This window comes from Hydrogenophaga aquatica (assembly GCF_054780915.1).
In genome coordinates this window covers 745,305-769,730 of record NZ_BAAGVK010000011.1, presented here as the reverse complement: position 1 = coordinate 769,730, position 24,426 = coordinate 745,305, and the positions used below count along the sequence as shown (strand labels likewise).

General features: G+C 65.0%; 23 protein-coding genes. 14 read left to right on the top strand and 9 right to left on the bottom strand.

Annotated features, from left to right (window positions below):
• Positions 1–97 precede the first annotated feature (97 nt).
• The 5 genes from ACYVHH_RS11035 to ACYVHH_RS11015 all read left to right on the top strand — a co-directional run bounded on the left by ACYVHH_RS11035 (position 98) and on the right by ACYVHH_RS11015 (position 5,187).
• A complete protein-coding gene (locus ACYVHH_RS11035) occupies positions 98–877 on the top strand; it encodes a ferredoxin--NADP reductase (RefSeq protein ID WP_460565192.1) in 780 nt (259 codons plus the stop codon).
• 68 nt (positions 878–945) lie between these two features.
• A complete protein-coding gene (locus ACYVHH_RS11030; protein ID WP_460565281.1) occupies positions 946–1,446 on the top strand; it encodes a disulfide bond formation protein B in 501 nt (166 codons plus the stop codon).
• Positions 1,443–2,573, top strand: coding sequence for an NAD(P)/FAD-dependent oxidoreductase (locus ACYVHH_RS11025; RefSeq protein ID WP_460565280.1), 1,131 nt, complete (start codon positions 1,443–1,445; stop codon positions 2,571–2,573). The genes ACYVHH_RS11030 and ACYVHH_RS11025 overlap by 4 nt, the downstream gene beginning before the upstream one ends.
• Positions 2,574–2,614: 41 nt before the next feature.
• Positions 2,615–4,297, top strand: a complete 1,683-nt coding sequence (locus ACYVHH_RS11020; protein ID WP_460565191.1) for a cation:proton antiporter — start codon at positions 2,615–2,617, stop codon at positions 4,295–4,297.
• Positions 4,294–5,187 carry a universal stress protein gene (locus tag ACYVHH_RS11015; RefSeq protein WP_460565190.1) on the top strand — a complete coding sequence of 298 codons (894 nt, stop codon included), beginning with the start codon at positions 4,294–4,296 and terminating at the stop codon, positions 5,185–5,187. Before ACYVHH_RS11020 ends, ACYVHH_RS11015 begins: the two co-directional genes overlap by 4 nt.
• A 9-nt stretch (positions 5,188–5,196) precedes the next feature.
• On the opposite strand, the gene ACYVHH_RS11010 is transcribed toward ACYVHH_RS11015, so the two are convergent.
• Together ACYVHH_RS11010 and ACYVHH_RS11005 are read right to left on the bottom strand one after the other, a co-directional pair.
• On the bottom strand, positions 5,197–5,823 hold the full coding sequence (locus ACYVHH_RS11010; RefSeq protein WP_460565189.1) for a LysE family translocator: 627 nt from the start codon (positions 5,821–5,823) through the stop codon (positions 5,197–5,199).
• A 3-nt stretch (positions 5,824–5,826) separates the two neighbouring features.
• Positions 5,827–6,885, bottom strand: coding sequence for a quinone-dependent dihydroorotate dehydrogenase (locus ACYVHH_RS11005; RefSeq protein ID WP_460565188.1), 1,059 nt, complete (start codon positions 6,883–6,885; stop codon positions 5,827–5,829).
• Between the two features lie 69 nt (positions 6,886–6,954).
• Between ACYVHH_RS11005 and rpiA the strand changes: the two genes are divergently transcribed.
• Complete coding sequence (rpiA, locus tag ACYVHH_RS11000) at positions 6,955–7,653, top strand: ribose-5-phosphate isomerase RpiA (protein WP_460565187.1); 699 nt, start codon at positions 6,955–6,957, stop codon at positions 7,651–7,653.
• Here the strand turns inward: rpiA and ACYVHH_RS10995 are convergent, their stop codons facing one another.
• Both ACYVHH_RS10995 and ACYVHH_RS10990 read right to left on the bottom strand, forming a co-directional pair.
• A complete protein-coding gene (locus ACYVHH_RS10995; RefSeq protein ID WP_460565186.1) occupies positions 7,654–9,768 on the bottom strand; it encodes a M3 family metallopeptidase in 2,115 nt (704 codons plus the stop codon).
• 94 nt (positions 9,769–9,862) lie between these two features.
• Positions 9,863–10,339, bottom strand: a complete 477-nt coding sequence (locus ACYVHH_RS10990) for a YhbY family RNA-binding protein (protein WP_460565185.1) — start codon at positions 10,337–10,339, stop codon at positions 9,863–9,865.
• A gap of 54 nt (positions 10,340–10,393) precedes the next feature.
• Between ACYVHH_RS10990 and ACYVHH_RS10985 the strand changes: the two genes are divergently transcribed.
• The 6 genes from ACYVHH_RS10985 to ACYVHH_RS10960 all read left to right on the top strand — a co-directional run bounded on the left by ACYVHH_RS10985 (position 10,394) and on the right by ACYVHH_RS10960 (position 17,143).
• Positions 10,394–11,572 carry an MFS transporter gene (locus tag ACYVHH_RS10985; RefSeq protein ID WP_460565184.1) on the top strand — a complete coding sequence of 393 codons (1,179 nt, stop codon included), beginning with the start codon at positions 10,394–10,396 and terminating at the stop codon, positions 11,570–11,572.
• 40 nt (positions 11,573–11,612) lie between these two features.
• A complete protein-coding gene (locus ACYVHH_RS10980) occupies positions 11,613–12,278 on the top strand; it encodes an RlmE family RNA methyltransferase (protein ID WP_460565183.1) in 666 nt (221 codons plus the stop codon).
• Positions 12,279–12,401: 123 nt separating this feature from the next.
• Positions 12,402–14,318, top strand: coding sequence for an ATP-dependent zinc metalloprotease FtsH (gene ftsH, locus ACYVHH_RS10975; RefSeq protein ID WP_460565182.1), 1,917 nt, complete (start codon positions 12,402–12,404; stop codon positions 14,316–14,318).
• 69 nt (positions 14,319–14,387) lie between these two features.
• Complete coding sequence (folP, locus tag ACYVHH_RS10970; RefSeq protein WP_460565180.1) at positions 14,388–15,257, top strand: dihydropteroate synthase; 870 nt, start codon at positions 14,388–14,390, stop codon at positions 15,255–15,257.
• A 37-nt stretch (positions 15,258–15,294) separates the two neighbouring features.
• Positions 15,295–16,632, top strand: coding sequence for a phosphoglucosamine mutase (gene glmM, locus ACYVHH_RS10965; protein ID WP_460565179.1), 1,338 nt, complete (start codon positions 15,295–15,297; stop codon positions 16,630–16,632).
• Positions 16,633–16,645: 13 nt separating this feature from the next.
• Positions 16,646–17,143 carry a GNAT family N-acetyltransferase gene (locus tag ACYVHH_RS10960; protein ID WP_460565178.1) on the top strand — a complete coding sequence of 166 codons (498 nt, stop codon included), beginning with the start codon at positions 16,646–16,648 and terminating at the stop codon, positions 17,141–17,143.
• Here the strand turns inward: ACYVHH_RS10960 and ACYVHH_RS10955 are convergent.
• From ACYVHH_RS10955 to asd, 3 genes are read right to left on the bottom strand one after another with little or no spacing between them, the layout of a single operon-like run.
• The gene (locus tag ACYVHH_RS10955; RefSeq protein ID WP_460565177.1) at positions 17,121–17,642 is read right to left on the bottom strand and encodes an arsenate reductase ArsC; all 522 of its coding nucleotides are present in this window, start codon (positions 17,640–17,642) and stop codon (positions 17,121–17,123) included. The two genes, ACYVHH_RS10960 and ACYVHH_RS10955, sit on opposite strands and share 23 nt — an antisense overlap.
• 14 nt (positions 17,643–17,656) lie before the next feature.
• On the bottom strand, positions 17,657–18,565 hold the full coding sequence (ppk2, locus tag ACYVHH_RS10950) for a polyphosphate kinase 2 (protein ID WP_460565176.1): 909 nt from the start codon (positions 18,563–18,565) through the stop codon (positions 17,657–17,659).
• A gap of 44 nt (positions 18,566–18,609) precedes the next feature.
• Positions 18,610–19,503: an archaetidylserine decarboxylase gene (gene asd, locus ACYVHH_RS10945; RefSeq protein ID WP_460565175.1), complete on the bottom strand. Its 894-nt coding sequence runs from the start codon at positions 19,501–19,503 to the stop codon at positions 18,610–18,612.
• 68 nt (positions 19,504–19,571) lie between these two features.
• Here asd and ACYVHH_RS10940 point away from each other — a divergent pair, with 68 nt between their 5' ends.
• Positions 19,572–21,239 (top strand): aminotransferase class III-fold pyridoxal phosphate-dependent enzyme, encoded by a 1,668-nt coding sequence (locus tag ACYVHH_RS10940; RefSeq protein ID WP_460565174.1) that lies wholly within the window; start codon positions 19,572–19,574, stop codon positions 21,237–21,239.
• Positions 21,240–21,252: 13 nt separating this feature from the next.
• Here ACYVHH_RS10940 and ACYVHH_RS10935 read toward each other — a convergent pair whose 3' ends face one another.
• Positions 21,253–21,855, bottom strand: coding sequence for a hypothetical protein (locus ACYVHH_RS10935; protein WP_460565173.1), 603 nt, complete (start codon positions 21,853–21,855; stop codon positions 21,253–21,255).
• Positions 21,856–22,035: 180 nt separating this feature from the next.
• On the opposite strand from ACYVHH_RS10935, the gene ACYVHH_RS10930 reads away from it, so the two are divergent.
• A complete protein-coding gene (locus ACYVHH_RS10930) occupies positions 22,036–23,226 on the top strand; it encodes a glycosyltransferase family 4 protein (protein ID WP_460565172.1) in 1,191 nt (396 codons plus the stop codon).
• Here ACYVHH_RS10930 and lplT read toward each other — a convergent pair.
• Positions 23,215–24,426 carry a lysophospholipid transporter LplT gene (lplT, locus tag ACYVHH_RS10925; RefSeq protein ID WP_460565171.1) on the bottom strand — a complete coding sequence of 404 codons (1,212 nt, stop codon included), beginning with the start codon at positions 24,424–24,426 and terminating at the stop codon, positions 23,215–23,217. The genes ACYVHH_RS10930 and lplT overlap by 12 nt on opposite strands.

Below are 24,426 nucleotides of genomic sequence, written 5' to 3'. Positions count from 1 at the left end.
GTATGGCGAGTGGGGTTGCGCCAGATCAAGGGCCGGTACGGGCCTGCCGCTACACTAGCGGCCCAGTGGCGTGATCGCCTTTCCCTATACATTGAAAATGAGCGCATTCAACGAAGAGCGTGTACTGACCGTGCACCACTGGACCGATCGGCTGTTCAGTTTCACCACCACCCGCGACCAAGCCTTCCGTTTTTCCAACGGGCACTTCACCATGATCGGCCTGAAGCAGGAAAACGGCAAACCCCTGCTGCGCGCCTACAGCATTGCCAGCCCCAACTACGAGGAACACCTGGAGTTCCTGAGCATCAAGGTGCCCGACGGCCCCCTGACCAGCCGCCTGCAGCACATCCAGCCGGGCGACAAGATCATCGTCGGCCGCAAGCCCACTGGCACGCTGTTGATCGACTACCTGCTGCCCGGCAAACGCCTGTACCTGCTGGGCACCGGCACCGGTCTGGCACCGTGGATGAGCGTCATTCGTGACCCGGCCACCTACGAGAAGTTCGAGCAGGTCATCCTGGTGCATGGCGTGCGCCAGGTCAACGAGCTGGCCTACTACGAATACATCACGGTCGATCTGCCCAAGCACGAGTTCCTGGGCGAGATCGTCACCAACCAGCTCAAGTACTACCCCACCGTCACCCGTGAGCCGTTCAAGAACCGCGGCCGCATCACCAATCTGCTGGAAACCGGCAAGCTGGAAGACGACCTGGGCTTGCCGCGCCTGAATCCGGCCGAAGACCGCGTGATGATCTGCGGCAGCCCCGAAATGCTGCGCGACCTCAAGCACATGATGGAAGCGCGTCAGTTCGTCGAGGGCAACACCAGCACGCCGGGCGACTTCGTCATCGAGCGTGCATTCGCCGAATCCACCTGACCGGTGGAACTGCGCGGCGGCCAAGGCATCAGACCCAGGTCTTTTTCTGATGGACTGGAATTGAATTGATCTGGAACTTCGATACCCTGGCCGCGCATCCGCGCAAGGTGTTTGCCGCGATGGCGGCGTTGTGCACGGGGCTGCTCGCCTTTGGCTTGTATCTGCAGCACGTGGTGGGCCTGGAGCCGTGCCCCATGTGCATCGTGCAGCGGTATGCGCTGCTGGCCGTGGCGCTTTTCTCTTTGCTGGGCGCGTTCGTGCCTGGGCGGGCAGCCGCGGTCGTGCTCGCAGCCCTGACGTTGCTGATGTCGGGGTTCGGTGCCTTCGTGGCTGCGCGCCAGAGCTGGCTGCAGTGGAACCCGCCCGAGGTGCTGACCTGTGGGCGTGACTTCTACGGCATGATCGAGTCCTTTCCGCTCAAGCGCGCCGTTCCCATGATCTTTCGCGGCAGCGGCGACTGCACGGCCATCGATTGGACCTTCCTTGGCCTGACGATTGCCAACTGGTCTTTCCTGAACTTCCTGTTGCTGGGTGCCCTGGCACTGTTGCTGCTGCTGCGTTCCCGCTGATGGATGCTGTCGATTGCGTGGTGGTCGGTGCTGGGGTGGTCGGCCTTGCCGTGGCACGTTCACTCGCCGCCACCGGCCGTGAAGTGGTGGTGCTGGAGCGCGAGAACGCCATTGGCACCGGGGTCAGCTCGCGCAACAGCGAGGTCATCCACGCAGGCCTGTACTACACACCAGGTTCCGCAAAGGCGCGTCTGTGCGTTCTGGGCAAAGAGCTGCTCTACCGTTTCTGCGAGTCGCACGGCGTGCAGCACCGCCGCTGTGGCAAGCTGGTGGTTGCCACCGAAGATGCTCAACTGCCCGCTTTGCGGCAACTGGCTGAGCGTGCCGAAGCCAATGGGGTGCCGGTGCGCATGCTGGGCGCCGAAGAGGCGCGCGCGCTGGAGCCCGCGCTGCGCTGCAAGGCGGCGCTGTTCTCTCCAAGCACCGGGATCGTCGACAGCCATGGCCTGATGCTGGCTTTGCAGGGCGACCTGGAAGCGGCTGGCGGTGCGGTGGCATTGGGTTCAAGGCTGGTGTCGGCCCGCCAGCAACCGGGTGGCTGGCACCTGAGTGTGCAGATGGACGACGGCGGCGAAATGGAACTGCTGGCGCGTGCCTGGGTGAATGCCGCAGGCCTGCATGCCTGTTCGGTGGCGCAGGCCACCGAGGGCCTGGCGCCGTCATTCCAGCCTGTGCCGCATTACGCCAAGGGCAGTTATTACGCGCTGTCTGGCCGCGCGCCCTTTTCGCACCTGATCTACCCTGCGCCGCAGGATGCCTGGCTGGGTGTGCACCTCACGCTGGACCTGGGTGGTCAGGCCCGCTTCGGGCCTGACCACGAGTGGCTCGACGTTGGCGACCCTGCCGCCATTGATTACCGCGTGGACCCCCGCCGTGCCGATGGCTTCTACGCCGAGGTGCGTCGCTATTGGCCAGACCTGCCGGATGGAGCCCTGCAGCCCGCCTACAGTGGTGTTCGGCCCAAGATACACGGCCCCGGCGAGCCCGCGCCGGACTTCCGCATCGACGGTCCTGCGCAGCACGGCCTGCCCGGATTGGTCAACCTGCTGGGCATCGAGTCACCGGGCCTGACCAGTGCCCTGGCCATCGGCGAACACGTCGCCAGCCTGCTCGGTTCGGCCGCCTGAGCTGACGTAAAACCATGCATCACGGCCGATAGAATGGCCAGATGCATGCAACCCCTTTCACCGAATTCGCGTTGCTTCTGCTGGTGGCCGCTTTGGCGGGGGCGGTGTTCGTCCGCCTGCGTCAGCCAGTCCTCATCGCTTACATCGTTGTTGGTATCTCGCTGGGGCCGGCCGGTTTCGGCTTGGTCAGTGCTCATGACCAGATCAACCTGCTGGCGCAAATCGGTGTGTCCGTCCTGTTGTTCATTGTCGGGCTCAAGCTAGACCTGCACCACATCCGTCACATTGGCCCTGTGGCGCTGGCCACGGGCCTGGGGCAGCTGGCCTTCACTATTGTCATTGGTTTCGGCCTTATCCTCGCCCTGGGCAAGGACCTGATGACGGCGCTGTACGTGGCGGTGGCGCTCACGTTTTCCAGCACCATCATCATCGTCAAGCTGCTGTCCGACAAGCGGGAGCTTGATTCACTGCACGGCCGCATCGCGGTGGGCTTCCTCATCGTGCAGGACTTGGCGGTGGTGTTGGCCATGATGGCCATGAGTGCCTTGCGTACCACCCCGGAGGCGGATGTCGAGCCAGTATGGTGGCAGGTGGCGCTGTCCCTGGGGTGGCGGATGCTTGCCGCCGCTGCGGTCATTTTTGTTTTCATGCGCTATGTGCTGCCTCGGCTGGTCGCGGCGATGGCCCGTTCGCAGGAGCTGTTGCTGATCTTTGCCCTCTCGTGGGCCGTGGCGCTGGCAGCCACCGGGGCCTGGGCCGGGTTCAGCATGGAGGCGGGGGCGTTCATTGCAGGCTTCACCCTGGCTTCTACCCACTACCGCGAGGCGATCAACGCCAGGCTGGGTGGCATCCGTGATTTCCTGCTGCTGTTTTTCTTCATCCATCTGGGCGCCGAGCTGGATTTCTCCACATTGGGGCAAGAGGCCGTGCCCGCGTTGCTGTTGTCGGTTTTTGTCCTCATTGGGAATCCGCTGATCGTGATGGCCATCATGGGCTACATGGGCTACCGCAGCCGCACGGGTTTTCTCGCCGGGTTGACGGTGGCACAGATCAGCGAGTTCTCCATCGTGTTCGTGGCCATGGGCATCACGCTGGGCCATGTCGACGTGCAGGCCCTGGGCCTGACGACACTGGTCGGGTTGATTACCATCACCCTGTCCACCTACATGATCCTGTATTCCCACGCGCTCTACGACAAACTGGCGCCCTGGCTGGGCGTGTTCGAACGTGAAAAGCCCTTCCGTGAGCTGGCGGTCGAGCGCAAGCCGGTCAAGGCCGATGACGTTGACGTGATGATCTTCGGTCTGGGGCGCTACGGCAGCCGCCTGCTGCGTGAGCTGCACGACGCCGGAGTCAAGGTGGTGGGCATCGACTTTGATCCCGAGGCCGTGCGGGAACTCAAGCGCAAGCGCCTGCCAGTGCAGTATGGTGACGGTGAGAACCCCGACTTTCTGGAGTCGTTGCCGCTGGCCCGTACCCGCTGGGTGGTGAGCACGCTGCCATTGATGGACGCCAACCGCGCGCTTCTGCACGCGCTCAGGGGTGCAGGGTTCAAAGGCGATGTGGCCATGACGGTGCGCGATGATCTGGCCGGCAAGGAGTTACCGCTGACCGGCGTGAAGCGCTTGTTCATGCCTTTTGAGGATGCGGCTTGTCACGCCTCGGACCAGCTGAAGGCGGAACTGGGCATGGGCGGCATCAACAGGGAAGGAGTACGCACATGAGTTTGCCCGACGCGCCTCTGGTGGTGGCTGCCACCGATTTTTCCGACCCCGCTCAGCAGGCGGTTGACCGTGCCGCACGCCTGGCCGCGCAGCAGGGCGGGAGGGTCACCCTGCTGCATGTGGTCAACCATGACTGGCTGGATGCCGTGAAGGACTTGCTGGCTGGCGATGGTTCCTGGAACCAGCGGTTGCTGCAGGAGGCACATGTGCAATTGCAACGGACGGCTGAGGAGACTTCAGCCTCGCATGGTGTGGATGTCTCCTCCCAGCTGCTGGATGGTCAGCCGGTTTCCGCCATCGAGCAGGCCGTCCGCGAGGCCGCAGGTGACTTGCTGGTGTTGGGGGTGCGGGGACGAACGCCTGTGCACCAGTTGCTGGTCGGCACCACCGCTGAAAGGCTGCTGCGCAAGGCGTCTTGCCCCATACTCATGGTGCGGCGGGCGGCCCAGGGCCCCTACCGCAGGGTGCTTGTGCCCGTCGATTTCTCTGGCTGGTCTGGTGCCGCCGTTGCGCTGGCCCGTTCGGTGGCACCGAGCGCAGAGCTGGTTCTCATGCACACGTACACGGTACCGTTTGAGGAGAAGCTGCGCTTTGCCGGGGTCGATCCCGCGACCATCGACATTTACCGAGACAAGGCGCGGCGGCAGTCGCTGGAGGGGTTGCAGTCGCTTGCCATGCAACACGGGCTGGCCCCCGAAAGCTACAGCCTGTGCATTCGCGAAGGCGACGCGGCACCTCGTCTGGTGAGCGAAGTGGCCGACCGTGGCTGCGATCTGGTGGTCATCGGCAAGCATGGGCGACACGCGGCCGAAGAGCTGCTGCTCGGCAGTGTCACCAAGCACGTGGTGGAGGAGTCGCCGTGCGACGTCCTGGTGTCCACCGAACGCTGAACGGGAGGTTCAGCGTTCGCTAAGGGCCAGCCGCAGCGCCAGGCCTGCAAACACCACAGCGGCCAGCCGGTTGAGCACCTGCTGCGCCCGCGCGGAGCTGCGCAGCCAGCCGCCGATGAGCGAGGCAAACCAGGCAAAGCCGCCAAACACCAGCAACGTGGCTACGATGAACAGCAGGCCCAGCCACGCCACCTGCGCCGCCACTGGGCCGGCGCCGGGCTGCACAAACTGCGGCAGAAAGGCCAGGAAAAAGATGCCTACCTTCGGGTTGCTCAGGTTCATCAGCACGCCACGCAAGTACATGCGCCCGGGCTGCATGGGTGCCAACGTGTCGCCGCTGATGGCGCCAACGGGTGCGTGCCAGGCGCCCCAGGCCAGGTACAGCAGGTAAGCTGCGCCGGCGAGCTTGAGCGCGGTGAACGCGGTGGCTGACGCTGCCAGCACGGCGGCCAGCCCCAGGGCCACTGCAGCCGTGTGGCCCAGCAGGCCGGTGCACAGGCCCAGCGTCACCATCAGGCCCGCGCGGCGCCCATGCGTGGCCGACTGCATCAGCACGAACACGTTGTCAGGCCCGGGGCTTACGCCCAGCAGCAGCGCCACGCCCAGGAAGGTAAGGCTTTCGCCAAGAGGCAGCAAAGCTCAGCCCCGCTTGTGGGCCTGCAGCGCTCTGGCTGCCTCGGACACCAGCGCGGGCCCCTTGTAGATCAGACCGCTGTAGATCTGCACCACGTCAGCGCCGGCTTTGATCTTGCTCACGGCATCCGCACCGCTCAGGATGCCGCCCACCCCGATGATGGGGTAGCCCGCGCCAAGCCGCGCGCGCAACTGGCGGATCACCGCGTTGCTGGCCTCCAGTACCGGCGCGCCAGACAGGCCGCCTGCTTCCTCGGCATGGGGCAGACCCTTGACTGCCTCGCGGGACAGCGTGGTGTTGGTGGCGATCACGCCGTCCATCCCGTGACGGCGAAGCGTGTCGGCAATCACAGCTACCTGGGCTTCATCCAGGTCGGGTGCGATCTTCACGAAGATGGGCTTGCGGGCGCCGTGCCTGTCCGCCAGCACCTCGCGTTCTTGCGCCAGGGTACCCAGCAGTTGGTCCAGCGCCTCGTCGCTTTGCAGCGCGCGCAGGTTCTTGGTGTTGGGGCTGGAGATATTGACCGTCACGTAGTCGGCGTGCGGGTACACACCGCGCAGACCGATGAGGTAGTCGTCGGTGGCGCGCTCGATGGGGGTGGCCGCGTTCTTGCCAATGTTCAGGCCCAGCAGCATGCCGCCTGGCTGCGGCGCACGGCGCAGGCGCGACTGCTGCACGTTGCGCACAAAGGCGTCCAGCCCGTCGTTATTGAAGCCTAGGCGGTTGATGAGCGCGTTGGCCTGAGGCAGGCGGAACATGCGCGGCTTGGGGTTGCCTGGCTGGCCCAGCGGCGTGACGGTGCCCACCTCCACAAAGCCGAAGCCCATGGCGCCCCAGGCGTCGATGCAGCGGGCGTTCTTGTCCAGGCCCGCAGCCAGGCCCACGCGGTTGGGGAAGGTCAGCCCAGCCAGTGTCACCGGGTCGCTCACGCGGGTTTGCGAAGCCAGGCACATCAGCGGCGTGTTCTGGATGCGCTCCAGGTTGTTCAGCGTCAGTTCGTGCGCGGCCTCCGGGTCCATGTTGAACAGGAAGGGGCGGGCAAAGGAGTAGGGCAGCAGGGACATTGGATAATGACAGTCTCAAGAGGGCCGCGCGCGGCCGAAACACCCCGGATTGTCCCAGATCGCACCACCATGACCGCTTCCTCTGCCACTCCCGCTCTGTCCCAGGACGAACTCAAGACCCTGGTCGGCCAGGCCGCGCTGCAATACGTGCAGACCGGCGAGATCGTCGGCGTGGGCACCGGCTCCACCGTCAACAAGTTCATCGACGCGCTGGCCACCATCAAGGACCGCATTACCGGCGCGGTGTCCAGCTCTGTGGCGTCCACCGAGCGGCTGCGCGCGCTGGGCATCACGGTGTTCGACGCCAACGAAGTGGGCGAGCTGTCCGTCTATGTGGACGGCGCGGACGAGATCGACCCGCGCGGCTACATGATCAAGGGCGGCGGCGCGGCGCTCACGCGCGAGAAGATCGTGGCGGCGCAGTCGCGCCGTTTCGTCTGCATTGCCGACGAGTCAAAGTTGGTGCAGACGCTGGGGCGTTACCCGCTGCCTGTGGAAGTCATTCCCATGGCGGCCAAGCGCGTGGCGCGCCAGTTCCAGGCCATGGGCGGCGAGGCCACCTTGCGCCTGAAGGATGGCCAGCCGCTGGTCACCGACAACGGTCAGCACATTCTGGATGTAACGGGCCTGCGCATCACCGAGCCGCTGGCGTTCGAGTCCGAAGTGAACCAGTGGCCCGGCGTGGTGACCGTTGGCGTGTTCGCGTACCAGAAGGCCAGCGTGTGTCTGCTGGGCACGGCCGCTGGCGTCAAGACCGTGGTGTTCTGATCAGGCAGCCATGCCCTGGTGGCGCAGTAGCGCGTCAATAGACGGCTCGCGCCCCCGGAAAGCCTTGAACGACTCCATGGCCGGGCGGCTGCCGCCCGCTTCCAAAATGGCCTGGCGGTAGCGGCGGCCTGTGGCCACGTCCAGCGTGGTGCCTGCGGTTTGCGACGCTTCTTCGAAGGCGGCGTAGGCGTCGGCGCTCAGCACTTCAGCCCATTTGTAGCTGTAGTACCCCGCCGCGTAGCCCCCCGCGAAGATGTGGCTGAAGGTGTGGGCCATGCGGTTGTAGGCGGGCGGCTGGATCACCGCCACCTCGTCACGCACCTGCTGGAGCAGGCCCATGAAATCCACGCCCTCAGCGTTCTTCGGGGCATCCTGGCTGTGCAGCAGCATGTCGAACAGCGCGAATTCGATCTGGCGCAGGGTTTGCAGGCCGCTCTGGTAGTTCTTGGCGGCCAGCATCTTGTCGAACAGCGCGCGGGGCAGGGGCTCACCGGTGTCCACGTGGGCCGTCATGTGCTTGAGCACGTCCCACTCCCAGCAGAAGTTCTCCATGAACTGGCTGGGCAGTTCCACTGCATCCCATTCCACGCCGCTGATGCCGCTCACGTCACGCTCATTGACCTGCGTGAGCATGTGGTGCAGCCCGTGGCCGAACTCGTGGAAGAGGGTGATCACGTCGTCGTGGGTGAGCAGCGGCGGCTTCCCGCCTACGCCTTCGGCGAAGTTGCACACCAGGTGGGCCACCGGGGTCTGCAGGGCGGCGTTGTCAGGGCGCAGCCAGCGGGCGCGCACGTCGTCCATCCAGGCACCACCACGCTTGCCGTTCCGTGCGCCGGGGTCCAGGTAGAACTGGCCGACGAGCTGGGGTGAGCCATTGCCGGTGGCTCGTTCGATTCGGAAGAACTGCACGCCGGGGTGCCACACTGGGGCCGTGTCGGGGCGGATGCTCACCTCGAACAATGTCTCGACGATGTGGAACAGGCCCTGCAGCACCTTGGGTGCGGTGAAATAGGGCTTCACGTCCTGTTCGCTGTAGGCGTAACGAGCTTGGCGCAGTTGTTCGCCCACATAGGTCCAGTCCCAGGATTGCGGGTCATGCAGGCCCAGTTGCTCGGCAGCGAAGGCACGCATGTCGGCCAGGTCCTGCTCCGCATAGGGGCGGGCCTTGGCGGCCAGTTCTCGCAGGAAGCTCACGACTTGCTCCGGGGTGTCCGCCATCTTGGGTACCAGGGACACGGTGGCAAAGTCTGGGTAGCCCAGCAGTTCGGCCTCTTCCTGGCGCAGCGCCAGGATCTCGCGGATGAGGGCCGTGTTGTCGAACTTGACGCCATCGGGCACTTCTGCGCAGTTGGCCTGGTCGCTGGCGCGCGTTCCGTAGGCGCGGTACAGGCGCTCGCGCAGCGCGCGGTTGCGCCCGAACTGCATCACGGGCAGGTAGCAGGGCAGCTTCAGGGTGATCTTGTGGCCGCTTTTGCCTTCGGCCTCGGCGGCGGCGCGGGTGGCAGCCAGCACATCTTCGGGCAGGCCGTCCAGTTCTTCGGTGGTGGCGTAGTAGGTGTAGGCGTCGGTCGCGTCCAGGGCGTTTTCGCTGAACTTCTGGCTCAGTTCGGCTTGGCGTTCCTGGATGGCCGCGAAGCGTTCCTTGGCCGCGCCTTGCAGTTCGGCACCACCCAGAACGAAACCGCGCATGGCGTTCTTGTGGGCCTGTGCCTGCTCGGGGGTCAGGCGGGCCGGGTCCATGGCCTTGTACTTGGCGTACAGGCGCTCGTCCGCGCCCAGGCGGGTGAAGAATTCGGTCACCTTGGGCAGGGCCGCGTTGTAGGCGGCGCGCAGCTCGGGCGTGTCGGCCACGGCGTTGAGGTGCCCGACGGCACCCCACGCGCGCCCGAAGCGTTCGGTAGCCACATCCAACACCTGCGCCATGCGCTCCCATTCGGCAGGGAAGTCCCCTGCCGTCACAGCCTCCAGCGCCTCATCGGCAGCCTTCAGCAATTCATCGATTGCTGGCGCCACATGCTCGGGGCGAATGGCGTCGAAGCGCGGCAGGTCGGAGAAGTCGAGCAGGGGGTTGGTGCCCTGCAGGGCGGACGTTTCGGTGGCTGTGGTGGCGTTCATCTGGGGCACTTGGGGCTGGTGTGTTCGGTTTGCAAGGCTAGCGCGTGCAAAGGAACCCCGCGGCCTGCAGGGCCAGGCCACAGGGCCGCACAGGTCACTTCTGGGTGGTCTTCTTCACGCTTTTTTGCGTGGGTTTCTTGGCGCGCTTGATCAAGCCGCCAGGTGTCAGACGTTCGTTGCCAAGCACACGCACCATCTTCACCTCGGGGCGCTGGCCGCCCTTCTTGCTGTACTTCAGGATCTTGACGTCGCGCGGACCCGGCATGCGGTCTTCGTCAACGTTCTTTTCCTTTTCGGGGATGGGGCGCCAGAGCACCAGCAGCTTGCCGATGTGCTGGATCGGCGCGGCGCCGAGTTCGTCGGCGAGTGTCTGCAGGTAGCTTTCGCGCTCGGTACGGTCGTCGGAAAAGACGCGCACCTTGATCAGACCGTGGGCCTTCAGGGCTGCGTCCACTTCTTTCTTGACGGCGGGGGTCAGGCCGTCGCCGCCGATGAGAACGACGGGATCGAGGTGATGCGCTTCGGCACGGTGGACCTTGCGCTGGGCGGGGGTGAGTTCAATTTGAGGCATGACCCGATTATCCGGCATACCCCCGTTTTGGTGGGGCTGCGCTACATTGCCGGGATGGATGCCGCTGTTCCCCGTCACGTGCTGCCCGTGCTGGTGTTTGCCCAGTTCGCGGGCACTTCGCTGTGGTTTGCCGTCAATGCGGTGATGCCGGACCTGCAACGTGAACTGGGCTGGCCCGCCACCTTGGTGGGCACGCTAACGTCGGCCTTGCAGTTTGGCTTCATTGCTGGCACGCTGGTTTTTGCCCTGCTGGCGGTCGCGGACCGGTTCGCGCCGCGCAAAGTGTTTCTGGTGTGTGCCCTGGCTGGCGCCGCCTGCACCCTGGGCGCCTGGGCCATGGTTCGGGACCAGCAGGCACTGATCGTCTGGCGGTTCCTTACCGGCTTTTGCCTGGCGGGCATCTACCCGGTAGGCATGAAGATCGCCTCGCAGTGGTACTCGCGCGGTCTGGGGGCGGCACTGGGCTTGCTGATCGGCGCGCTGGTGCTCGGGTCGGCCAGTGCCCACGCCTTGCGCGCGATGGGTGATGCCTTGCCCTGGGACTGGCTGATGCTTGGCGTGGCCGCTCTGGCCGCCCTGGGGGGCGTGGTGCTCTATGGCTGGCTGGGCGATCCACCGAACGTCACGCCCCGGTTGCAGCGCCTCGACTGGCGCGCTTTGGCCACGATCTGGACTGACCGGCGTGTGCGCAGCTCCGTGCTGGGCTACTTCGGACACATGTGGGAGCTCTACACCATGTGGGTGATGGTGCCGCTGGTGCTGGCCACGCGCATGCAGGGGGTGGCGCTGTCCTGGGCCGCGTTCCTGGTGCTGGGCGCGGGCGTGCTGGGTTGCGTGCTTGGCGGGTGGCTGGCGCAGCGCGTGGGCAGTGCCCGGGTGGCGAGTTTTCAGCTGGCCGTGAGCGGGCTGTGCTGCCTGCTGGCCCCGTGGGCCCTCCAGGCACCGGACGCGCTGTTTTTCGCTTGGCTGCTGACCTGGGGGGTGACCGTCTCCGGGGACTCGCCGCAGTTTTCCACCCTGACCGCGCGCAATGCTCCGCCGTCTGTGGTGGGCAGTGTGTTGACAATGAGCAACAGTATTGGATTTGGCATTTCCATCATCAGCATCATGCTGTTTGTCGAGCTGTCACGTTCGGTGGCGCTCGGCATGTTGCTGCCCTGGCTGGCAGTGGGTCCGGTGCTGGGCTTGCTTGCCATGCGCACGTTGTTGCGCGAGGAGGCACGGCGGGCCTGAGCGGTCTGGCGGCGGGATTCGCGCTTATAGTCAGGGCCGCATGAAGGTCAAAACACAGAGCAAGAAGGTCAACAAGGCTTGGCTGAACCAGCACGTCAACGATCCGTGGGTCAAACTGGCCCAGAAGGAAGGCTACCGTGCGCGTGCCGCATACAAGCTCAAGGAGATTGACGAGACCTTTCACCTGATCCGCCCCGGCCAGTGCGTGGTGGACCTGGGTTGCGCGCCAGGGGCCTGGAGCCAGTACCTGCGCCGCCGCCTGTCGCCCGGCGGGGCGGCCACCGGCGAGCTCAACGGCATCATCATCGGTTTGGACCTTCTGCCCATGGAGTCCATCGAGGGGGTGCAGTACCTCCAGGGCGACTTCCGCGAGGAGTCCGTGCTTGCCCAGTTGCAGGACAAGCTCAAGGCGGGCGACGGTTACCGCGAGGTGGACGTGGTGGTGTCCGACATGGCGCCCAACCTGTCGGGTGTGGAGTCGGTGGACGCCGCGCGCATTTCCCACCTGGTGGAGCTGGCGGTGGATTTCGCAAAACAGCACCTCAAGCGCGACGGCGCGCTGGTGGTCAAGCTGTTCCACGGCAGTGGGTACAACGAACTGGTCAAACTCTTTCGCGACACGTTCAAGGTGGTCAAGCCGCTCAAGCCCAAGGCGTCCCGCGACAAATCCTCGGAAACCTTTTTGGTTGGCATGGGTCTCAAATAAGCCGTTTTTGGCTTTTACTATCCGCGCGACACACAGGGTTACCGTGGAGAAAAGGGTTTTGCACCCTTGAAAGACCTAAAATGGTCCCGAAATGGACAGGTACAGATTCAGCAGGAGCCCTTCTTGAATAACCAGTGGTTTTCCAAAGTTGCCGTGTGGATGGTCATCGCCATGGTGCTGTTCACCGTCTTCAAGCAATTTGACGGACGCACCACGGCGGGCGCCGGTTACATGGGCTATTCCGAGTTCCTCAACGAGGTGAAGGCCCAGCGCATCAAGAGCGCCACGATCCAGGAAGGCGGCAACGGTACCGAGATCGTGGCCGTCACCACCGACGACCGCCGCGTGCGCACCAACGCCACCTACCTTGACCGCGGCCTGGTAGGCGACCTCATCGCCAACGACGTGAAGTTCGACGTCAAGCCGCGCGAGGAAGGCTCCCTCCTCATGACCCTGCTGGTCAGCTGGGGTCCGATGCTGCTGCTGATTGGCGTGTGGGTCTACTTCATGCGACAGATGCAGGGCGGTGGCAAGGGCGGGGCTTTCAGCTTCGGCAAGAGCAAGGCCCGCATGCTCGACGAGAACGCCAACACTGTCACCTTTGCCGACGTGGCTGGCTGCGACGAGGCCAAGGAAGAGGTCAAGGAGGTCGTGGACTTCCTGAAGGACCCTGCCAAGTTCCAGAAACTGGGCGGCCGCATTCCGCGTGGCCTGTTGCTGGTGGGCCCCCCGGGTACTGGCAAGACGCTGCTGGCCAAGTCCATTGCTGGCGAGGCCAAGGTGCCGTTCTTCAGCATCTCGGGCTCCGACTTCGTGGAAATGTTCGTGGGTGTGGGTGCCGCCCGCGTGCGCGACATGTTCGAGCAGGCCAAGAAGAACGCCCCCTGCATCATCTTCATCGACGAGATTGACGCCGTGGGCCGTCAACGTGGTGCAGGCCTGGGCGGCGGCAACGACGAGCGCGAGCAGACCCTCAACCAGATGCTGGTGGAGATGGACGGCTTCGAGACCAACCTCGGCGTGATCGTGATTGCCGCGACCAACCGCCCCGACATCCTGGACGCCGCGCTGCTGCGCCCGGGCCGTTTCGACCGTCAGGTCTACGTGACACTGCCTGACATTCGCGGCCGTGAGCAGATCCTTAACGTGCACATGCGCAAGGTCCCTATCGGCAGCGACGTGAGTGCCGAGATCATCGCGCGCGGCACGCCCGGCATGAGCGGTGCCGACCTGGCCAACCTTTGCAACGAAGCTGCGCTGATGGCTGCCCGCCGCAACGCCCGTGTGGTCGAAATGCAGGACTTCGAGAAGGCCAAGGACAAAATCCTCATGGGCCCCGAGCGCAAGAGCATGGTCATGCCCGAGGAAGAGCGCCGCAACACGGCCTACCACGAGGCGGGTCACGCACTCATCGGCAAGCTGTTGCCCAAGTGCGACCCTGTGCACAAGGTCACCATCATCCCGCGCGGCCGCGCGCTGGGTGTGACCATGAGCCTGCCCGAAAAGGACCGCTACAGCTACGACAAGGAATACATGCTGAACCAGATCAGCATGCTGTTCGGCGGCCGCATCGCGGAAGAGGTGTTCATGAACCAGATGACCACCGGCGCCAGCAACGACTTCGAGCGTGCCACGCACATTGCCCGCGACATGGTCATGCGCTACGGCATGAGTGACGCCCTGGGCCCCATGGTCTACGCCGAGAATGAAGGTGAGGTGTTTCTGGGCCGTTCGGTGACCAAGACCACCCACATGAGCGAAGAAACCATGCGCAAGGTGGATCTGGAAGTCCGCCGCATCATCGACGAGCAGTACGCCCTGGCGCGCCGCCTGATCGAGGAGCACAGCGACAAGATGCACGCGATGGCCAAGGCCTTGCTCGAGTGGGAAACCATCGAGGCGGAGCAGATTGACGACATCATGGCTGGCAAACCGCCGCGCCCGCCCAAGGACTTCACGCCGCGCAATCCGCCCGCTGGCGGTGGCGACAGCGGCGGCTCTCCCGCGGTGAAGCACGACCCGACGCCGACCGCCGCCTGAGGCGGAGGCCGAAGCACAGCCGGGGCCCTTGGGCCCCGGTTTTCTTTTGTGTAGCTAACATTTCCCCTGATGAAACCTACTCCCAACTCCTCCTGGCAGACCAGCCGCTTTCTCATCGATCTGAGCCGACCGCAGGTGATGGGTATCGTCAACGTGACGCCCGATTCCTTTTCCGATGGCGGTGCGCACGCCGACTTTTCTGCGGCGGTGAAGCATGCCGAGGGGTTGCTGGCCCAGGGTGCCCACATCCTGGATGTGGGCGGGGAGTCCACCCGTCCCGGCGCACCGCCCGTGCTCCTGGCCGAGGAACTGGCCCGCGTGGTACCCGTGGTGCGCGAACTGGTCAAGCTGGGTGTGCCGGTGTCCATCGACACTTACAAGCCCGAGGTGATGCAGGCCTGCCTGGACCTGGGTGCTGACATCGTGAACGATGTCTGGGCTTTGCAGCGGCCCGGCGAGCAGGGTTTGAGTGGCGTGGACGTGGTGGCCCGGCACCCCAGTTGCGGCGTGTGCCTGATGCACATGCACCTGGAGCCGCAGCGCATGCAGATTGCCCCCATGGAGGGCGACGCCGTGCCGCAGGTGGCGGCGTTCCTGCAGAAACACGCGCAGGGGCTGCGCGACGCTGGGGTGGCGGCTGAGCGCATCGTGCTGGACTACGGCATTGGCTTTGGCAAGACGGTGGAGCAGAACTTCGCATTGCTGGCGCGCCAGGCGGAGGTGCTGGCGCTGGGTTACCCGCTGCTGGCGGGCTGGTCGCGCAAATCGTCCCTGGGGCGTGTCACGGGGCAGGACGTCGCCCGCGAGCGGGTGGCTGCCAGTGTGGCCGCCGCCGTGCTGGCGGTGGAGCGGGGCGCGCGCATCGTGCGTGTGCACGACGTGCGCGAGACCGCCGACGCCCTGAAGGTATGGCAGGCCATGGCGGCGCAGGACCGATAATTCCCACTGTCACAACACAGGCAGAAGAAGAAACCACATGACCCGCAAGCATTTCGGCACCGACGGTATTCGAGGCACCGTCGGCACCTATCCCATCACCCCGGATTTCGTCCTCAAGCTGGCCCACGCGGTGGGGCGCGTGCTCAAACGCACCGAGGCGCACCCCACGGTGCTCATCGGCAAGGACACGCGCATTTCGGGCTACATGCTGGAGTCGGCGCTGGAGTCCGGTTTCAACTCGGCGGGGGTGGACGTGGTGCTGCTGGGCCCGGTGCCCACGCCCGCTGTGGCCTACCTGACCCGCGCCCAGCGCGCCAGCCTGGGTGTGGTCATCTCTGCCAGCCACAACCCGTTTGCCGACAACGGCATCAAGTTCTTCAGCGCACAAGGCACCAAGCTGCCTGACGACTGGGAACTGGCGGTGGAAGCTGCGCTGGACGAACCCCCCGTGTGGGCCGATTCCGCCAGCCTGGGCAAGACGCGCAGGCTGGACGATGCGGCAGGCCGCTATATCGAATTCTGCAAGAGCACCTTTGGCAACGACCTCACCCTCAAGGGGATGAAGATCGTCGTGGATGGCGCGCATGGCGCGGCTTACCACATTGCGCCCAAGGTGTTCCACGAACTGGGTGCCGAGGTGTTCACCATCGGCTGCAGCCCGGATGGCCTCAACATCAACCAGGGCTGCGGTGCCACCCACCCCGATGCGCTGGTGGAAGCCGTGCGCAAGCACCGGGCCGATGTGGGCATTGCTCTGGACGGTGATGCCGACCGCCTGCAGATGGTCGACGCCAGCGGCAGGCTGTACAACGGCGACGAACTGCTTTACCTGCTGGCAGACGACCGCCTGGGGCGGGACGAGGTGGTGCCCGGTGTGGTGGGCACGCTCATGACCAACATGGCGGTGGAAGTGGCGCTGAAGGCCAAGGGCGTGCAGTTCGTGCGGGCCAAGGTGGGTGACCGTTACGTCCTGGAGGAGTTGCACCGCCACCACTGGCTGTTGGGTGGAGAAGGTTCTGGCCATCTGTTGGTGTTGGACAAGCAGACCACGGGCGACGGGCTGGTTTCCGCGTTGCAGGTGTTGCAGGCCTGCGCGCGCAGCCAGCGCAGCATGGCCGAACTGCTGGCCGGTGTGACGCTGTTCCCGCAGACGCTGATCAACGTGCGCCTGCAGCCCGGGCAGGACTGGAAGAGCAACACCCGGCTGAGTGATGCCATTCGCGCCGCCGAGACGGAACTGGGTGATACGGGGCGCGTGCTGATCCGCGCCAGCGGCACCGAACCGCTGCTGCGGGTGATGGTGGAGGCGCGCGATGCCGGTCAGGCGCAAACCCTGGCGCAGCGCATGGCCGACGCAGCCCGTGAAGTTGCTTGAGGTGGTGCACGCGATGAACACGGAAAACAGCCTTCGCGTGGTGCGCGCCGACTACACCAACCCCGAACACGCCGCTGCCGTGGTGCGCCTGCTCGACGCTTACGCCAGTGATCCGGCTGGTGGTGCAGAGCCGCTGAGCGATGACGCCAAGGCGAGGTTGGTGCCCGAACTCGCCCGCCGCCCACATGCCTTCAGTGTGCTGGCCTACGACGGCAGCGAGGCCGTGGGGCTGGTCAACGCCATCGAGGGTTTTTCCACCTTCAAATGCCAGCCGCTGGTGAACGTGCACGACGTAGCCGTGCTGGCCAGCCACCGGGGCCGCCGCGTGGCGGAGCAGATGCTGGCGCTGGTCGAGCAGATCGCACGCGAGCGCGGCGCCTGCAAGCTCACGCTGGAAGTGCTGGAGGGCAACGCCCCTGCAGTGAAGCTTTACCGCCGCATCGGCTTCGCGGGTTACGAGCTGGACCCGGCGATGGGTCAGGCCCGTTTCATGCAGAAGTGGCTGGATTGATCTGCGCTAGGCGCCGCGCCTCAGTCTCCAGCATGAGTTTATCCAGCCGTGAAAGCGGCAGGCTCATGAGCAGTTCCATGCGCTGGTGAATGGCGTGCAGGACCAGGCGGAACGCGTGCAGCTGTTCTTCCTGCGGCCCCTGGGCAAGGGTAGGGTCCTCGTAGCCCCAGTGGGCCAGCGAAGGTTGTCCGGGCCATGACGGGCACGTCTCGCCCGCGGTCTGGTCGCACACGGTGATGACGAGGTCCATGTGCGGCGCGCCCGGCTGGGTGAATTCGTCCCAGCTCTTGCTGCGCAGCCCTTCGGTGGCTATTCCGGCATCGTGCAACACATGCAGAGCAAGAGGGTGAGGCTGGCCGTCCGCCCGTGGTGTGGCTCCCGCAGAAAAGGCTCGGAAGCGGTTGCTGCCAATATGGTTCAGGACGGCCTCGGCCAAGATGCTGCGTGCCGAGTTGTGTGCGCAAAGGAAAAGAACGTGAATCAGGTGGTTGTCGTTCATGGCGAAGCGTGATTTCAGTACACCTCGGGCACGATCATGGTGCCGGGTACTGGGTGGCGGATGTAGTCGGGATGGCGCACGCGCGCAGGAAGCTGCACTTCGGGCCGCTGGATTTCGTGGTAGTTGAACTGCCCAAGCAGGTGGTGGATGCAGTTCAGGCGGGCCTTCTTCTTGTCCACGGCCTGTACCACCCACCAGGGTGCCTCTGGGATGTGGGTGCGCTCCAGCATGTTTTCCTTGGCACGGGTGTAGTCCTCCCAACGGCGGCGCGATTCCAGATCCATGGGGCTGAGCTTCCACTGTTTGAGCGGGTCGTGGATGCGGCCCAGAAAGCGCAGGTGTTGTTCCTCGTCAGTGATGGAGAACCAGTACTTGATGAGCGTGATGCCAGAGCGGACCAGCATGCGTTCGAATTCGGGCACGGAGCGGAAGAACTCTTCCACGTCCTCATCGGTGCAAAAACCCATGACCTTTTCCACGCCCGCGCGGTTGTACCAGCTGCGGTCGAACAGCACCATTTCGCCAGCAGCAGGCAGGTGCGCGGCGTAGCGTTGGAAATACCATTGGGTGCGTTCGCGGTCGTTTGGGGCGGGCAGGGCCACCACGCGGCAGACGCGCGGATTGAGCCGTTGGGTGATGCGCTTGATCACGCCGCCCTTGCCCGCGGCATCCCGCCCTTCAAAAAGGATGACGACTTTCTGGCGGGTGTGTGCCACCCAATCCTGCAGCTTGACGAGCTCTCCCTGGAGCTTGAAGAGTTCTCGGAAATAGGCCAACCGTGCAGCCTTGTCCTCGTCGTTGGAGGGCGCCAGATCACTGACCCGGTCACGGTCTTCAATCTCAAGTTCCAGCTCTTCGTCGTAGCTGTCGAGCAGATCGCGCTCGATGCGGCGGACCATGTCTTCGTGGTGTTCAAATGCCATGTTCGGGCACTCCGGTGTGCGGGTACGGTGGCGTGCAGAGTAAGTCAGTTGTGTGACGGCTTTGTGTCGGTGCCCGGCCGCTGCAACAAGGCCTGCCCCGCACGAATGCGCTGCCCAGGGGCGATGCCTTCCGCCAGTTCCAGCTCCGCCGGTGCGAACACGATGATGGTGGAGCCATGCTCGAACCAGCCCATTTCCTCCCCTTTGTGGAGCGACGCGGCACAGGGGATGACGTTGGGTCCCCGGTAACGCAAGTGCAGCAGCACGTTGACGAAGTGCAGCCGGATGCTGGCCACCAGAATGGCGGCCACAGGTACCAGGGTGACGGGGACGTTGCCCTGTTGCAGCCGGGTTTCGATGACGGCGCGTTCGTTGCGGCAGAACAGCCGCTTCACCCGTTGCAGCGCGATGGGGTTGACGTTCCAGGTATCGCCGCTGATGTAGGTGACGCGGTTCACAGTGAGGTCGTGCGGCGCATGGAAGCGGTGGTACATGCTGGAAGTCAGCCGTAGCGTGATGTAGCGCCCGTTCGCATGTTGGTGTGCCAGCGCCTGGGAACCCATCAGTTCGCCCAGCGTGTAAGGCATGCCCTTGGCCTGCAGCACGGTGGTGCCCAGCACGTTGCCGCAAGCGCCGACGATGGCGTCGCAGGGGCTGGCGAGCACATGGGGGTTGGGGTCGAAAGTGCGTGCGCCGGGCTTGAGTTCGCGGGTGAAGCAGGCGTGCAGGCTGTTGAAGCGCTGTTCGAGGGCCTCGCTCAGGTCCAGGTCGGTGAAGAGCCGCCACACACCAATGGACAGCCGGGCCAGCCAGGGGCTGCGGATGCGGCTGAACCGGCCCATGAAGCGGGTGAGGGCGATGCGCGGCACCCGGTTGGTGAGCAGGAAGTTCAGGTCTTCTTGCAGCAGGATGCGGTCGCGCAGCGTCTTGAGGTTCATGGGGTTGTCACGGCTTGGTCAAAGGCGGGGAATACAACTGTCATCACATCTGTTGAAAGGTTGATGACATGCCCACCGAGATCGTGACCACCACGGCTGCCGTGGCCGGGCTGGCCGCCTTGCTGCCCTACCTGCGGCGGCGTTTGCAGCTTTCCAAGGCGAAGCACCCGTCTCTGGCGGGGCATTCGCGCATGGCCAAGCGCGTGGCCCGCCTGGTGCCGGGCTATGCCTTTGATGAGAGCCGGTTTTTTGCAGCCGATGGCGCCCCGCCCGACGTGCAAGCGCAACGCCGCGCCGGGTTTGATCGGCTGGCCACGGCATTGCGTGAGCGTACGCCGCAGACGCTGGCGCTGACCACACGGGTGCGTGAAGGGTTGTCGGACCTGCAACTGACGGGCCGCTACCGCGTGCCGTTCCAGTTCAGCCCTTACGTGCGCGAGCGCATGCCCATGGGCGCTTTCTGGCGCGCGGCCGAAGGGGTTGAGCTGGAGGACCTGGACGGCAACCGCTACATCGACCTCACGGGGTCATACGGCGTGAACGTGTTTGGCGTGGACTTTTACAAGGCTTGCATGGCCGAGGGCGCACGCCTGGGCGAAGCGCTGGGGCCGGTGCTGGGCGGCTACCACCCCTGCGTGGCCGGCAACGTGGAGCGCCTGCGCGAGATTTCGGGCTTGGACGAGGTGTCCTTTCACATGTCGGGCACCGAGGCGGTGATGCAAGCGGTGCGGCTGGCGCGCTACCACACGGGGCGCCACCACCTTGTGCGTTTCACCGGGGCCTACCACGGCTGGTGGGAGGACGTTCAGCCCGGCCCAGGCAACCCGCTGCCGCCGCGCGAGACCTACACCCTCAAGGACATGGACGAGGACACCCTGCGCGTTCTGCGCACGCGCAAGGACATTGCCTGCGTGCTGGTCAACCCCTTGCAGGCACTGCACCCCAACCGCAACGCCCCGGGCGATTCAACGCTGGTGGATGGCAGCCGCAGTGCGGGCTTTGACCGGGCCGCCTACACCGCGTGGCTGCAGCGCCTGCGGCAGGTGTGCAGCGAGCGTGGCATCGTGCTCATCTTTGATGAGGTGTTCGTGGGTTTCCGGCTGGCGCCGGGTGGCGCGCAAGAGTACTTCGGGGTGCGGGCCGACATGGTGTGCTACGGCAAGACGCTGGGGGGCGGGTTGCCCGTGGGCGTGGTTTGCGGGCGGGCGGACTTGATGAAACGCTTCAAGCCCCAGCGCCCGGCAGACCTGTGCTTTGCCCGTGGCACGTTCAACGCGCACCCCTATGTCATGGGGGCCATGCACGCATTCCTGCGGTGTCTGAACGAATCCGATATCCAAGCGCTCTACAACGGCCTGGACGAGCGCTGGCGCGAGCGCGAAAGCGAATTCAACCGTGTGCTGGAGGAGGCAGGCCTGCCGGTGCGGGTGGCGGCATTGTCATCCATCTGGACGGTGAACTACACCCAACCTTCGCGCTACCACTGGATGCTGCAGTTCTACCTGCGCGAGCAGGGCCTGGCCTTGAGCTGGGTGGGCACCGGGCGGTTCATCTTCAGCCTGAACTTCACCGACAACGACATGACTGAAGTGCGCGAACGTTTTGTTCGGGCCTGCCGCCACATGAAGCAAGACGGCTGGTGGTGGAGCAGCCCCGAACTGAGCCACCGGAGCATCCGCCGCCAGATCTTGCGGGAGATGCTGCAGGCGCGCCTGCGGGGCAGCAGCGCGCCTTGAAGTGGAGGAGGCATCAGCCCACGCGGTGGCCGGGGTCCATCAACTGGCCGCGCAGCAGGTACAGCGGGGCCTTGTGGTAGAGCATGATGTCGTGGAAGGGGTCGGTCACGATCTTGGTGACCCAGACCAGCCCGGTCTGCACGTCCTTGAGCACAAACAGCTGAACCATGCGGAACAGCAGACCGCCCACACCCACCGCCAGCCACATCAGGCCCACGTTGTGGATGAAGCCGCGCCAGTCGCCATGGGGTTCGATCAGCCCGAGCAGGTCCGGCTGCCACCACAGCAGCAGGGGCGACAGGGCCCAGACCGCCATCAGCACCACCTTGCGCTGCAGGTTGTAGCCCACCTTGATGGCTTCCTTGTGTTCATGCGTGGCCTGGTTGATTTCATCGTAGCCTTTGGGCTCGAAGAAGAAGTGCCCGGCCTGGCGGCTGACCATGGACACCAGCCAGGCCAGCAGCGCGGCCATGGCCGGGTCGCTGAACAGCAAGGCGTAGGCCACCAGGAAGCTCATGGCGCTGATGAGGTGCAGGCTCTGGTTGATGCGGCTGTGGTGGTAGTAGCGGTGGTCGTCCCAGCGCTGGATGCGCAGGGCGTGCAGAAAGTCTTTCACGTTCAAGTCCTCGGTTGGATGAAAGTCGGCGCGTCCCCTTGCATGTTGGGGTGTGCCAAGGCATCTTGGGCAAGGCTTGTGAAAACCGGGTGACAGAACAGCAGCGTTCATGCGCTTGTCGCGGTGCCGGGCATGCCTTCTGTCATACGCGTGTTATGAACGGCATTGACCATGGCCGGTATGGACATACCTTCACCCGAGACCTTGCTGGTCGAGAGCTTCCCGCCTTCTCAGCGGTCGCTGCGCGTCGCGCTTGTGACCGAAACCTATCCGCCCGAAGTCAACGGTGTGGCGCTGACCATCGACCAGCTGGTGCGTGGGTTGCAGTCCCGCAATCACGACATACAACTCGTGCGGCCACGCCAGACGCGGGCCGATCAGTCAGACAGCCAGGCAGGGTTCGAGCAGGTGTTGATGCGTGGTCTGCCCATTCCGCGTTATCCCCATTTGCGCATGGGCCTGCCAGCCAAGAAGGCCTTGCTTTCGAGGTGGTCCTTGCACCGGCCAGATGTGGTCCACATTGCCACGGAAGGCCCTTTGGGCTGGTCGGCGCTGCAGGCTGCGCGCAAGCTCAAACTGCCGGTGAGCACCGATTTCCGTACCAACTTCCACGCCTACAGCAGCCACTACGGCGTGGGCTGGCTGAAAAAGCCGATTGCGGCCTACCTGCGCAAGTTTCACAACCTGGCCCAGTGCACCATGGTGCCCACCCCCGGCTTGCAGGCGGAGTTGTCTGCCCTGGGCTTCGAGCGCCTGCTGGTGGTGGCGCGCGGGGTGGACACACAACGCTTTCACCTGAAGCACCGCAGCGATGCCCTGCGGGCGAGCTGGGGCGTGGCCCCCGGCGAGCAGGTGGTGTTGTGCGTGGGCCGGCTTGCGCCCGAGAAGAACCTTGACCTGCTGGCAAGTGCGTTCGATGCCATGTGTGCCGCGCAGCCAGGCTTGCGCCTGGTGGTTGTTGGTGACGGCCCGGAGCGCGAAGCTTTCCAGGCACGCTGCCCTGGCGCCATCATGGCTGGCGCGCGCAGCGGCATGGAACTGGCCGAACACTACGCCAGCGCCGACATCTTCCTGTTTCCCAGCTTGACGGAAACCTATGGCAACGTCACGCCAGAAGCCATGGCCAGCGGCCTGGCAGTGCTCGCCTTCGACTACGCCGCGGGTGCTGAACTGATCCGCCACGGTGACAACGGTCTGTTGGCCCCGTTTGGCGATGAGGATGCCTTTGTGCGCCGTGCCACCGATCTGGCCAGCCATCCCGCGCTTGTGGACCGCCTGCGTCGAGGAGCGAGGGAGTCCACGCTGGCGCTGGACTGGAGCAGCATCACCGGGCAGGTGGAGGCAGTCTGGTTGCAGCTTTTAAAGGCGTAAGGGGCGAGTGCGCCACCACAAGGCGGTCATGCTGGCCGCCAGCAACAGGCCGAAACCCACCATCAGTGGCACGATTGGCAGGCCCAATGCCAGCAGCAGGGCATACACAGCCAGCATCACCAGGATGCTGAGGTTTTCGTTGAAGCCTTGCACGGCAATCGAGCGGCCGGGGCTCAGCAGCCGGTGCCCACGGTACTGCAGCAAGGCATTCATGGGCACGACGAGCGCGCCGCCCACCGCGCCCGTGAGCAGCAACACCGGTAAAGCCCAGCCCCAGTGGGTGACCCAGGCTGCGGCGGGCACCAGCAGCCCCAACAGAACGCCCCAGGGCAGCAGCCTTGGGGCGCGTTGCAGTGCCACCCGGTGTGCCACCACGGCCGCTCCAGCCACCACGCCCACCGCCACGGTGGCCTGCAGGTAGGCCGCGCGGTCCAGCGGCAGGCCGAGCACGTCGATGGCCCAGCGCAGCACGGCAAACTGCATCACGGCGCTTGCCCCCCAGAACACGGTGGTCACGGCCAGGGACAGGCCGCCCAGCGGGTCGCGCCACAACCGGGCATTGGCATCGCGAAAGTCGCGCAACAGGTGGGGCAGCGATACGTCATTCCAGCGCAAGCGTGGCGGCCGCCCAGGGGCGCCAATATTCAGTACACCCGCCAGCACGTACAGGGCTAGCACCAGCCCCATGGCGCCAACCAGCCGGGTGGGCACCAGCAGGCTGTGCAAAGCGGCGGTGGAGGTGTCGAAGGCGCCGGAGACCAGCCATCCGCCCAACCCCACGCCCAGCAGTACCGACAGGACCACTGTGACCTCCAGCCAGCCATTTGCCGCCACCAGTCGGCTGGGCGGCACCGTCTCGGTCACCAGACCGTACTTGGCAGGCGCGTAGGCCGACGCGCCCAGCCCCACCAGGGCAAAAGCCAGCAGCGGGTGCGCACCCAGCAGCAAGCTGGCGGCACCGGCCAGTTTGACGGCGTTCATTCCGCCCATCAGCGCCTTCTTGCGCACCGCGTCGGCCCAGGTGCCCACCACCGGTGCCAGCAACACGTAGGCCCAGGTGAAGGCGAACTTCAACATGGGTGCCCACCAGGCCGCGTAGCCTTGTTCAAGCAGAAAGGCCAGCGCCACGATCAGCAGCGCGTTGTCGGCCAGCCCGGAGAAGAACTGCGCGGCGATCAGCCAGTAGAAACCCCGGGGCAT